Annotated in this window: 10 protein-coding genes; 4 read left to right on the top strand and 6 right to left on the bottom strand. The window is 49.0% G+C overall.

The window, feature by feature from the left end; translation table 11 throughout:
* Positions 1 to 195 precede the first annotated feature (195 nt).
* The gene (locus tag FTT63_RS11050; protein WP_005179403.1) at positions 196 to 807 is read right to left on the bottom strand and encodes an arylesterase; all 612 of its coding nucleotides are present in this window, start codon (positions 805 to 807) and stop codon (positions 196 to 198) included.
* A 32-nt stretch (positions 808 to 839) separates the two neighbouring features.
* Here FTT63_RS11050 and FTT63_RS11045 point away from each other — a divergent pair, with 32 nt between their 5' ends.
* Both FTT63_RS11045 and FTT63_RS11040 read left to right on the top strand, forming a co-directional pair.
* Complete coding sequence (locus tag FTT63_RS11045; protein WP_005179393.1) at positions 840 to 1,565, top strand: ABC transporter ATP-binding protein; 726 nt, start codon at positions 840 to 842, stop codon at positions 1,563 to 1,565.
* A gap of 1 nt (position 1,566) precedes the next feature.
* On the top strand, positions 1,567 to 4,050 hold the full coding sequence (locus tag FTT63_RS11040; protein ID WP_180192280.1) for an ABC transporter permease: 2,484 nt from the start codon (positions 1,567 to 1,569) through the stop codon (positions 4,048 to 4,050).
* Positions 4,051 to 4,084: 34 nt separating this feature from the next.
* Here FTT63_RS11040 and FTT63_RS11035 read toward each other — a convergent pair whose 3' ends face one another.
* Positions 4,085 to 4,903, bottom strand: coding sequence for a rhomboid family intramembrane serine protease (locus FTT63_RS11035; RefSeq protein ID WP_180192279.1), 819 nt, complete (start codon positions 4,901 to 4,903; stop codon positions 4,085 to 4,087).
* Between the two features lie 78 nt (positions 4,904 to 4,981).
* Between FTT63_RS11035 and mtgA the strand changes: the two genes are divergently transcribed.
* Both mtgA and ppk1 read left to right on the top strand, forming a co-directional pair.
* Complete coding sequence (gene mtgA, locus FTT63_RS11030; RefSeq protein ID WP_045796058.1) at positions 4,982 to 5,656, top strand: monofunctional biosynthetic peptidoglycan transglycosylase; 675 nt, start codon at positions 4,982 to 4,984, stop codon at positions 5,654 to 5,656.
* Between the two features lie 111 nt (positions 5,657 to 5,767).
* The gene (gene ppk1, locus FTT63_RS11025) at positions 5,768 to 7,849 is read left to right on the top strand and encodes a polyphosphate kinase 1 (RefSeq protein WP_005179379.1); all 2,082 of its coding nucleotides are present in this window, start codon (positions 5,768 to 5,770) and stop codon (positions 7,847 to 7,849) included.
* A gap of 93 nt (positions 7,850 to 7,942) precedes the next feature.
* On the opposite strand, the gene oxyR is transcribed toward ppk1, so the two are convergent.
* From oxyR to rubA, 4 genes are all read right to left on the bottom strand, one after another.
* A complete protein-coding gene (gene oxyR / locus FTT63_RS11020) occupies positions 7,943 to 8,842 on the bottom strand; it encodes a LysR family transcriptional regulator OxyR (RefSeq protein ID WP_005179377.1) in 900 nt (299 codons plus the stop codon).
* A 13-nt stretch (positions 8,843 to 8,855) separates the two neighbouring features.
* Positions 8,856 to 9,791 (bottom strand): alpha/beta fold hydrolase, encoded by a 936-nt coding sequence (locus tag FTT63_RS11015; RefSeq protein ID WP_045796061.1) that lies wholly within the window; start codon positions 9,789 to 9,791, stop codon positions 8,856 to 8,858.
* A gap of 51 nt (positions 9,792 to 9,842) precedes the next feature.
* Positions 9,843 to 11,021: an NAD(P)/FAD-dependent oxidoreductase gene (locus FTT63_RS11010; protein ID WP_180192278.1), complete on the bottom strand. Its 1,179-nt coding sequence runs from the start codon at positions 11,019 to 11,021 to the stop codon at positions 9,843 to 9,845.
* Positions 11,022 to 11,098: 77 nt separating this feature from the next.
* Positions 11,099 to 11,263 carry a rubredoxin RubA gene (rubA, locus tag FTT63_RS11005; RefSeq protein WP_005179369.1) on the bottom strand — a complete coding sequence of 55 codons (165 nt, stop codon included), beginning with the start codon at positions 11,261 to 11,263 and terminating at the stop codon, positions 11,099 to 11,101.
* Positions 11,264 to 11,406 lie beyond the last annotated feature (143 nt).

The raw sequence follows: 11,406 nt of genomic DNA, 5'->3' as shown, positions 1-11,406 counted from the left end.
AATAATTCAAGTGAATTTGTTTGAAAGAAGAACTTTAAAAGCTTTATTTTCACCCGATAAAATACCCATAAAACAAGAGGAAGCTCAAATGAGCTTCCTCTTGTGAAAAATTGTGGGACAGCAATGGCATTGATGTCCCGCTTTTTTTATCGCTGAAATCCGGATCTTGAAAACCATCTCAGCGTTGAATCGGCTTTATTTTAATGCTGCCTGAATGAAGGGATAGGCATTTTTCAGCAAAATGGGCTGGGCTGCAGCCGTCGGATGGATCAGATCTTTTTGCATCAGGGTATTTTTACCGGCGACACCGTCTAGGAAGAAGGGCAGTAATTTGACCTGATAACGCTGGCTCACCACTTTGTAGTTATTTTCAAACGCCTTGCTGTAGGCGCTGCCATAATTGGGTGGCATTTTCATGCCAAATACAATCACCTTGGCTTTGGCCTGTTGACTGTGCTGAATCAGCCGCGCCAGATTATTTTGAATCAGCTGCGGTGGCTGACCACGCAAGCCATCATTACCGCCCAGTTCAATTACCACCACATGCGGCTTATGCGTTTGCAGTAATTTGGGCAAACGTGCCAGCGCGCCGCTGGTGGTTTCGCCACTCACACTTGCATTGACCACTTTATGCTGTTTCGGATACTGTTGCTCTAAACGTTTTTGTAACAGATGGACCCAGCCTTGTTGTGGTTGCAAACCGTAACCGGCACTTAAGCTGTCACCCAGAATCATGATGGTTTTGGCAGACACCAGCATGGGCATGAAGGCAAGCCCCGCCACAGCGAAATAAGCAAAACAACTCATTTTGAAATTGCGAATGTGCATTTAAGGATACTATGACTCAATTCACTACAGATACCGCCATCATGCCACAAAGCATTATTTCTGCCCAACAATTGACACAAAAGATACAACTTGCACAAAAAACACTGACGATTTTTGAAAATTTAAATCTGGAGATCCGGGCGGGGGAACAGGTGGCGATTACTGGTCGTTCCGGTTCAGGCAAATCAACCTTATTGGGGATTCTGGCGACCTTGGATCAGGCCAGTGCCGGGCAGTTAACGGTCTGTGGTGAATCAATTCAGGAGCTGAATGAAGAACAGCGTGCGCTGGTGCGGCTGAAATATATTGGTTTCGTATTCCAGTCGTTCCAGTTATTGCCGCATTTAACCGCACTGGAAAATGTCATGCTGCCGCTACGCTTGCAACCGAATTTTAAATTTGCCGAGGCCGAACACAAGGCGCGTAATCTACTGAAAAAAGTCGGACTGGAACGGCAGGCAGAGCAGACCCCGAAAGTCCTGTCGGGTGGTGAGCAGCAACGGGTGGCGATTGCCCGGGCTTTAATCAGTGAGCCTAAAATCATTTTTGCCGATGAACCGACCGGGAATTTAGATGGCGAAACCGCCAAAGAAATTGAACAGCTGTTATTTCAACTGAACCGTGAACTGGGGACCACCTTGGTGCTGGTGACGCATGATCCGAAACTGGCGCAGCAATGTCAGCGCCATTTTGAACTCAGTCAGGGACAATTGCTGGAACACCCGGCAGGAGGATGAGATGAACCCGTTATTTCGTCCTTTACTGACCCAGAGTTTTAAAAGTACCGGTGTTTATCTGTTACTGATTGCGCTAATTCTGGCAATTAGTGCCACAACCGCGCTGAAATTCAGCAATGAGCAGATTCAAAATGCGGTGGCTTTGCAGGCGGCAGAAATGCTGGCCGGTGATCTGGTGCTGTCTGACAATAAACCGATTGCACCGCGCTGGGAAGCGGCAGCCGATGAATTGGCGCTAAAGCAGTCGCATGTTACGGTGTTTAGCTCGATGGCGCACACCGGCGATGAATTTGTGATGGTGAATGTCAAAGCCATTGATCAGGCCTTCCCGTTACGCGGTGAGCTGCGGGTTGCGCCCCAACCTGCTGCTGCCATTCAACCGGGCGAGGTCTGGGTTAGCCAGCGCGCGATGGAGCTGCTGAAAATTCAGGTGGGCGATACCTTAAATATTGCCGATGGCGCCTTTCAGGTCACGGCCAGCATCGAGCATGATTCCAATCAGGAACTGGGCTTTAGCGGTTTTTCACCGACGGTGATCATTGCCCAGCAAGATGTGGCGCGTACCAATGCCATTCAGGTCGGCAGCCGGATTAATTACCGCTTGCTGATGGCTGGTACACCCCAGCATACCCGCCAGTTCGAGCAGGATTTTAAACAGTATCAGGAGAGCTTGCCCAAGACCCAGGAAATTGACGGGCAGAATATTAGCGAACCAGATGGGCTGCGCCTGCGCAATGCCAGTGAAGGCAATACCCGCTTGATGCGTCCAATTGCCAATCTGGATACCTTTTTACAGCTGGCCAATATTCTCACCATTTTACTGTGCGGCATTGCCATTGCCCTGACCAGCCAGCGCTATGTGCAGCAGAATCAGGACCATATTGCTTTAATGCGTTGCATTGGTGCGACCAAGAAGCAGATTCTGGGCGCTTATCTGACCTTGTTGGCGGTGGTGCTATTACTGGCGATGCTGCTCGGTAGTGCGGTCGGCATTACGCTAGGCTATGGGCTGTTGCAATTGATGTTACAGCTGATTCCGCATTTGCAATTGCAGTTTTCGGCTGTCGAGATGCTGCTGGGGCCACTCCCGATTGCCATGCTGACCAGTGCCGTGGTACTGCTGGGCTTTATTTTGCCAAGTCTGTGGCAGCTGCTCAATACCCCACCAATCCGGGTGATTCGCCAGCAGGAAAAATCAGTCCAGTCGATGCTATGGATGCTGCTGACCGGCACACTCAGCCTGATGCTGTTTAGTGTGGTGCTGACTGAAAATCTTGTGCTAACGCTATGGGTCATGGGCGCCATCATCCTGCTGTGTAGCGTACTCTATGCCGTAGTCTGGAGTTTCCTGAAACTGATCCGTAATTTAAAAAGCGGCATCTCGGCCTATGTACGCACGCCGTATCAGACTGCGTTTCAGATCACCGCACTGGCGCTGGGCCTTAGCCTGATTACCGTGCTGGCAGTATTACGTACCGATCTGCTGGATCGCTGGCAGCAGCAATTGCCGGAAGGCACGCCGAACCAGTTTGTTTATGGTTTACCACCGTTTGATATACCAGAGTTTCAGGCGCAGCTTGAACAGCAGGGCTGGCACAGTACGCCGCTGTACCCAAATGTGCGCGGGCGGCTGGTAGCGAAAAATGATCAGCCCTTTGCTGAAGCGCTAATCCAGCACAATAATTCGCTCCGACGTGAATTAAACCTGACCCAGGCCGAACGCTTTCCGGCCGATAACCTAATTGTGGCCGGACAGGAACAGTTTAGTCAGGTCGGGCAGGTTTCGGTTGAAGCCAATACTGCGCAAGAACTGGGCATTGAGATTGGCGATACGCTGACCTTTAGTTTGCCAGAAGGCTTGTTGCAGGCCAAAGTCATCAATCTGCGCAGCGTGGAATGGGAAAGCTTTAGTCCGAATTTCTTCTTTATTTTTTCACCGCAAACCATGGATGAAAATGCCGGCAGCTATCTGGGCAGTTTCTATGTGCCGGAGCAGGACCGGCCGGCACTGGTGCAGCTGATCCAGCAGTTTTCCAATACCGTATTTATTGATGTCAGTCTGATTCTGGAAGAGATTAAACGGATTGTGAATGTGTTGGTACAGATTATTACCATTCTGGCAGTGTTGGTGGCGGTCTCCGGGATTCTGGTGCTGATTGCCTGTTTAAACCTGCTGATGGATGAGCGGAAACGTGAAGTGGCCTTGCTGCGTTCTTTTGGTAGTTCCAAGCAGAAACTAAAACGGATGATGAGTCTGGAAATTGGTCTGATTGGCGGAATTGCCGGAGTGGTGGCCTGTCTGTTTGCCGAGGTGATTAGTGCGATTGCCAGTTACCGGATGGAATTGGCAATTCAGCCACATTGGGAAATCTGGCTAATCTTGCCGGTTGTAATGACTTTATTGTGTGCTCTAATCGGTCGTTATAGGCTTAGTTATTTATCTGATATTCCGCCTTTGCAAAGCCTGCGAGAGATGAATCAATAAGTTTCATCTCTGCATTAAAATGGTGGGGTATGCGTTACAGCTGCAATTGCTGGCGCATCATCGCGAGAATTTCCTGCCACAGCGGGGCAAGCATCTGTACCTGTTGCAGACAGTACTGATAAAACAGCCAGCTGATGATGGCGGCGCCGGTCAGCGCCAGCAGTGAAAACAGCGCTGACTTGTGCAGCTTCTGGCCGATGTACCAAAGTGCTGCCAAGGCTGCACCCATCACCATGCCGCCAATATGTGCGGCATTGTTAATTCCGCTAATCATAAAGCCTATAAACAGGTTCAGGCCCATCACCAGTAACAGGGTTTTCTTATCCAGCAGAAAACGCTGTTTCGGCAGGCGTGGCAATAATGATAAAACCGTCAGGGAAGCACCCAAACCCATCACCGCACCGGATGCACCAGCGCTCACACTTGGCAGTAAATCCGGGCGGGTCAGGCCATGCGCGAGAATCTGTAAGGAATCCTGAATCTGTAAATAGCCACTGAGCAGGCTGCCCATCAGTCCGGCCAGTACATACAGGCCTAAAAAATACGGCCGGCCAAAAAGCTGTTCGGCCACGCTGCCAAAAATATACAGGGCCCACATATTCAGCATCAGGTGAATCATGCCAAAATGGAAAAACATGCTGCTGAACAGACGCTGCGGCTGTTCGAGAAAGGTCAGGGGAGCATAGTCGGCGCCCCAGAGAATCGCATCTCGGGTGCTGGGCTGGCTGGCATCGACACCGGTCAGGATTTGCCAGGCAAATACACCAATATTGAGGGCAATCAACAGGGCCGTCAGCCACCATAAATGCGTTTCGGGTTTACGGTGAATCAGCGGCGGTGAATATTCAGACATGCTATTTTTATACAATGATGATTTATTTCGTTATAAGCTTAACACGAAAAATTCACGCCTCAGGAGCCCCAAGCTGACATGAAAGCTTTTATTGTCCGTACCTTATTAATTCTTGTCAGTCTGTTTTTATTGATCCAGTTGTGGATTTTCTCGAGTCTGGCTTGGTGGCGAACCCAGCCAGTACAAAGTACCATGATGATGCGTCTGGACTACTGGTCAGATACTTCCCAGCCCATCCGGCATGAATGGCGTGACTATGACCAGATCAGTGAATATCTGAAAAAAGCCGTGGTGGCTGCCGAAGATGGCAAGTTTATGCAGCACCATGGCTTTGACTGGGAAGGTATTCAGCATGCGCTGGAACGCAATAAAGATCAGGGACAGGTAGTGGCTGGCGGTTCGACCATTTCCCAGCAACTGGCGAAAAACCTGTTTTTATTTAACCAGCGTTCATTTTTACGCAAAGGCCAGGAAGCGATTGCCACTTGGATGATGGAACGCATGTGGAGCAAGCAGCGGATTCTGGAAGTGTATTTAAACTCGGTAGAGTTTGGCGACAACATTTACGGCATTGAAGCCGCGACCCAGCATTATTTTGGCAAGTCCTCACGCAGCCTTAGTCGTGAAGAAGCGATTTTTCTGGCTGCGATTTTGCCGAATCCAAAATATTATCAGGACAACCGTTCCGGCCGTGGTCTGGAACCACGTAAACGCATGATCCGTAAATACATGCGTTACAGCGAGATTCCTTGAGTTGTAAAATTGAAAAAAAGCCCACAGCAGTGGGCTTTTTTTATGAAATTGTCACAAAATTGAAGCATACTTATGAATAGTGAATACTTGAGAAAAAGTCATAGGGTGCATATGAATACGGCAGCGAGCGCGACCCCTGCGCAAATAGACTATACCTATAATGATCGATACATCAATCGTGAGCTTTCTATCCTCGATTTCCATTTGCGCGTGCTGGAACAGGCAGTCGATCCTTTGCATCCGTTGCTGGAACGTATGAACTTTTTACTCATCTTTTCACGTAACTTAGATGAGTTTTTTGAAATTCGTGTTGCAGGTGTCATGGAGCAGCTGGATTTGGGCAATGAAAGCCGTAGCCCGGATGGTCTGACTCCGAAACAGGTACTGGAGCAGATTTCCCAAACTGCCCACGCTGCCATTGAGCGCCAATACCGTATTTTAAACCAGGAAATTCTGCCTAAACTGCGTGAAGAAGACATCTGTTTCTTGCGCCGTGGTGAACTAACGCCAGCCCAATCGGCCTGGGTGAAAAAATATTTTCAGGAACAGGTGGCACCGGTTTTAACGCCAATCAGCCTGGACCCGGCTCATCCATTCCCGCGTCTGGTCAATAAAAGCCTGAACTTTATTGTAACGCTGGAAGGGAAAGATGCCTTCGGCCGTCAGATTGACCTGGCCGTGGTGCCAGCGCCGCGTTCCTTGCCACGTGTGGTGCGTTTGCCAGATGAATTGACCGGTGGTAAAGAACATCACGTGATGCTGTCTGCAATTATTCATGAGCATGTATCGGACCTGTTCCCGGGCATGACTGCGACTGGCTGTTATCAGTTCCGTGTGACCCGTAATGCCGATTTGGCCTTAAACGAAGATGTCGAAGATCTGGCCAAAGCGCTGAAAGGTGAGCTGAACTCCCGTCGTTTTGGCCGCGCGGTGCGTCTGGAAGTGACCCAGAACTGTCCGCAACCGATTTATGAATATCTGCTGAATGAGTTCGATCTGCATGAAGATCAGCTCTATAAAGTGGATGGTCCGGTGAATCTGGCGCGTTTATTGTCTAACTTTAAACGTCCACATTTACGTTATGACTCACATACGCCAGTGATTCCGAAAGTGTTGAAAAAATCCGAGAATATTTTTTCGGCCATGCAAAAGCAGGATATCTTGCTGCATCATCCGTTTGAATCCTTTGCCCCGGTGATTAACCTGCTGCGTGAAGCGGCGCGTGACCCGCAGGTACTGGCAATTAAACAGACCTTGTATCGTAGTGGTGCCGATTCTGAAATTGTACAAGTCTTAGCGGAAGCGGCGCGTAACGGTAAAGAAGTGACCGCGGTCATTGAGCTGCGTGCGCGCTTTGATGAAGAATCCAATATTGCTGTGGCCAACGTGCTGCAAGAAGCTGGCGCGGTGGTGGTCTATGGCATTGTCGGTTATAAGACCCATGCCAAAATGATTCTGGTGGTACGCCGTGAAAACAACAAGCTGGTGCGTTATGTGCATTTAGGCACCGGTAACTATCATGCCGGTAACGCGCGGATTTATACCGACTACGGTTTGCTCACCACCGACAAGGAACTCTGTGAAGATGTACACCGCATTTTCCAGGAACTGACCGGCATGGGCAAAATGGCCAAGCTGAAAAAGCTGCTGCATGCGCCGTTTACCCTGCATACCCAGCTGATCAACTTTATTGATGATGAAATTGCCAATGCCAAAGCCGGTAAACCAGCGCAAATTATTGTGAAGGTGAATGCCTTAACCGAAATGCAGCTGATTAATAAACTGTATGAAGCTTCCCAGGCTGGCGTGCAGATTGACCTGATTATCCGTTCGATTTGCTGCCTGCGTCCGGGCTTGCCGGGGCTGTCGGAAAATATCCGGGTACGTTCCATTGTCGGCCGATTCCTGGAACATACCCGCGTGTATTACTTCAGCAATAATGGTGATGCGCGTATTTACTGTTCAAGTGCTGACTGGATGGACCGTAACCTGTTTAACCGGGTTGAAGCCTGCTTCCCGATTGAAGATCCGGCACTGAAAAAACGCATTTATCAGCAAGGTCTGCAAATTTATCTGCAAGATAACCAGCAGGCGTGGCTACTCCAGGGGGATGGCACCTGGATTCGTGCACAGGCCGCAGAAGGCGAGCCAGCTTCCAATGCGCAGCGCACCCTGATCGAGATGATTCAGTAAGCGAAGCAAGCCTGATATTTAAAGAATGTCAGGCTTTTATCCGCTAAAAAAATAAGGAGCTGATGCTCCTTATTTTTATGGGTATTGAAGAACTTAGCTGTGCGATATTTTTTGCAGAATCTGCAATAACACATCAAATTCGCTTTGCAGCGGAGTACTCTTACGCGTTACTAAGGCCAGGGTGCGGGTAGGCGCTGCGTCAATTTGTTTTACCACCAGCTCTGAATTGGCCTGAATCATATTGGTATGAATGGCAATTTCAGGTAGCAGGGTAAAGCCGAGGTTGGCTGATACCATTTCCACCAGGGTTGGTAGCGAGCTGGCTTTTAAACGATGATCATTTTTACGCTCGCCAATCGGGCAGGCACTTAAGGCATGATCACGCAAGCAGTGGCCTTCTTCCAGCAGCATCAGGCGAGACAGGTCCAGATCTTCTAAAGACTTGGCCTGAGCCGAGTGTGCATCGGATTTATGGTGGACCAGTACCAGATTTTCTTTGGCAATTTCGGCAACTTTCAGACTGCGGGTATCAAACGGCAGCGCCAGTAACACCATATCCAGGTTACCATGTTCCAGTTTTTCTACAATTTTTTCACTTTGTGCTTCATGCAGGTGTAACTGGATTTTTGGCAGTTGCTTATGCACTTCATCTAACAGCTGCGACAAAATGAACGGTGCAATGGTTGGAATCACACCTAAATGCAGGTCGCCGGTTAAGGGCTCGCTCATTTCACGGCTTAGGCGCATCAAGTCCTGCGCATCGGCCAATAGAACACGCGCTCGGGCTACAACTTGTTCACCGAGAGGAGTCAAACGTACATTCTGGCGATCGCGTTCAACCAATACGCCACCCAATAAGCGCTCTAACTCCATGATCCCGCCCGACAATGTCGATTGAGTCACGAATGAACGGCGCGCCGCTTCTGTAAAATGCAACGTTTCAGACAGTGTAACGAGGTATGACAGCTGTCTTAAGGATGGTAATGCAGCCATAGTGTCCTAATGCTTATAATTTAAAGTGATGAGCAAATAATTCGCTAAGATATGGAATGAAATGCGGAGGGATATCATGCCCCATTCCTTCAATTAATTCAAATTTAGCGTCAGGTATTGCTTTCGCAACAGCCTTACCATGTGCAGGTGGAAGTAAGCGGTCACGAGAACCATGAACAACCAGCGTGGGCTGTTGGATCTGCTTGTCCAGACTGCGCAATGAGCCTGTACATAATATTGCTAAAAACTGCTGAAGTACACCCGCTGGATGGTAACTTCGCTGATATAATTTACGGGCGGTCTGTACCGCTTCCATTTCATTCAGATAACCTGGCGAACCAATCACTTTAAACAGTTTCAGGCTGTGGTTAATAATGCCTTCTTCATCATTGGATGCCGGCTTGCCCACTAGGCTGAACAGCTGTTTCGGGAAAGGAGGCGGTAGGAAAGGCTGGTTGTTGCTGGTAAACAATAGTGCCAGTTTTCTGACCTTGTCCGGATAGCGGGCCGCCAGAATCTGTGCAATCATGCCGCCCATTGAAGCGCCAATCACATCAACCTGTTCCAGCTCCAGTTTATCAATCAGCAGGGCCACATCATCGGCCATATCATACAGGTTATAAGGCGCCCCCTGATTTTCTAAACCCAAGGCAAAACGGCCCATCAGTTTTAGGGTATTCAGGCGCTCGCCCTGATGGCGTACTTTGGAGGACAGGCCAATATCGCGGTTATCAAAACGGATGACCCGAAAGCCTTGGTCAATGAGTGACTTGCAGAAAAAGTCCGGCCAATACAGCAGCTGCGCGCCCAAGCCCATGACCAGTAAAATGGTCGGATTGCCAATTTCGCCGCCCATTTCGACATGCAATTCAATGCCATTGCCCAAGTCGACTTTGGTTTCGTGCATAAAACTGCTGTAAGGTGAAACATTTAACCGCAAGCTATTCATTCTTATATTCCTTTCTTCAAGGTGAGCGCGCACCCCTGATGGATTAAAGCGCTAAACTGCCGCTGGAATCAAGTCAGGAACAAGTTTACTTAAAGCCAGGCGCTGTTTGCCGGCTGTTGGCCCGAGCAGTACAAAGCCGCGTAAGGTGGCAGTGCTGTCAAAGGCTTTGGCAATCATGCCATCGTCCAGTTCTTCATTTTGCCAGGTCACTTCTACATCTACCGGAGCAGGTAACACGGTTAATGGTGCCGCCGGGGTTTTCACTGCAACCGGCATAGCCGGGTAGTGCACTTGTGTGGTTTCACCATTTAAGGTTTTGGCCAGGGCACGTGCCTGCTGCATGATTGGCATGACATACGGCAATAAAGTCCCGTTGACTTCAGCGCAGTCGCCCACTGCATAAATATCAGCCAGGTTGGTTTCCAGCAAGCCATTGGTGAGCACGCCGCGACTGGTATGAATGCCAGCTTCTTTGGCTAAAGTAATATTCGGCTGTAAACCGACGGCGGACAGTACCACATCAGCGCTCAGGCTACGGCCATCGGCCAGTGTCACCAGATAATCACCCTTATCCAGTTTCGATACTTTATCGACCGTGGTGCCCAAGACAAAATGAATCCCAGTTTCTTCCAGGTTCTGTTTAAATGCAGTGGCAATAAATTCAGGCAATAAACGGCCCAGCGGTTGAGGTGCCAGATCAATCACCGTGACTTGATGCTCGGTGTTTTGCAGGTCATTGGCAAATTCACAGCCAATCAGGCCCGCGCCTAAAATCACCACACGTTTGTCCTGACGCGCTGCCAGCTGTTCACGGAAGGCTTTATAGTCATTTAAATTATTGACCACGTGAATATCATCACTGCCATCACCTGAAATGGCCAGACGAATCGGGTTGGCACCGACTGCCAGGACCAGTTTGGCATAGGCTTGCTGGCTTTCGACGCCATCTTTCTCTAAAGTCAGCAGATGTTGCTCGGCATCAATGGCTTTGACCCAGGTATGCACTTCAATACGCATATTCAGCTGTGCCCCCATTTTTGCGGCATCCCCCAGCGCAATCTGTTCGGGTGCTTTTTTGCCGGCCAGGGCATTGGAGAGGGTAGGTTTTGCATAGTTGATTGCATCATCTGCGCAAATCATGACCAGTTCCTGTTCAGGGTTCAGTTTGCGAAATTCACGGGCGATTGTATAGCCAGCCATACCAGAACCAATGATGACAATCGGATGCATTATTTTCTCCATAAAAGGTTGAGCATAAGTTTCAAGACATAAAAAAAGACCATGCAGTTATGGTCTTCGAGGCGTACTTAGATTTCGACCATTTCAAAATCGACTTTAGATACGCCACAGTCCGGGCAGGTCCAGTCATCTGGAATATCTTCCCATTTGGTGCCCGCGACGATGCCATCTTGCGGCCAGCCTTCTGCCTCGTCATAAATCCATCCACAAACGATGCATTGATACTTTTTCATTTGACTCTCCAAAAGCCGATCTTCAATAAACCTGACCGGCAAAAAATTCCCTAACCAGCATGACTCAGTTGATATGATTTTAACACTTCATATTCGCTTAAATTTTTACGCAGTTATGAGGTTAAAGTAAAGTAAATATCGGA

The organism is Acinetobacter sp. C15, from assembly GCF_013420645.1.
In the GTDB taxonomy this organism is placed as follows: Bacteria; Pseudomonadota; Gammaproteobacteria; order Pseudomonadales; family Moraxellaceae; genus Acinetobacter; species Acinetobacter indicus.
This window is presented reverse-complemented; position numbering and strand designations above follow the sequence as displayed.

Excerpts from the sequence above, each read along its gene's own strand:
- FTT63_RS11050 (WP_005179403.1), bottom strand. The coding sequence starts at position 807 with ATGAGTTGTTTTGCTTATTTCGCTGTGGCGGGGCTTGCCTTCATGCCC.
- FTT63_RS11045 (WP_005179393.1), top strand. The coding sequence starts at position 840 with ATGACTCAATTCACTACAGATACCGCCATCATGCCACAAAGCATTATT.
- FTT63_RS11040 (WP_180192280.1), top strand. The coding sequence starts at position 1,567 with ATGAACCCGTTATTTCGTCCTTTACTGACCCAGAGTTTTAAAAGTACC.
- FTT63_RS11035 (WP_180192279.1), bottom strand. The coding sequence starts at position 4,903 with ATGTCTGAATATTCACCGCCGCTGATTCACCGTAAACCCGAAACGCAT.
- mtgA (WP_045796058.1), top strand. The coding sequence starts at position 4,982 with ATGAAAGCTTTTATTGTCCGTACCTTATTAATTCTTGTCAGTCTGTTT.
- ppk1 (WP_005179379.1), top strand. The coding sequence starts at position 5,768 with ATGAATACGGCAGCGAGCGCGACCCCTGCGCAAATAGACTATACCTAT.
- oxyR (WP_005179377.1), bottom strand. The coding sequence starts at position 8,842 with ATGGCTGCATTACCATCCTTAAGACAGCTGTCATACCTCGTTACACTG.
- FTT63_RS11015 (WP_045796061.1), bottom strand. The coding sequence starts at position 9,791 with ATGAATAGCTTGCGGTTAAATGTTTCACCTTACAGCAGTTTTATGCAC.
- FTT63_RS11010 (WP_180192278.1), bottom strand. The coding sequence starts at position 11,021 with ATGCATCCGATTGTCATCATTGGTTCTGGTATGGCTGGCTATACAATC.
- rubA (WP_005179369.1), bottom strand. The coding sequence starts at position 11,263 with ATGAAAAAGTATCAATGCATCGTTTGTGGATGGATTTATGACGAGGCA.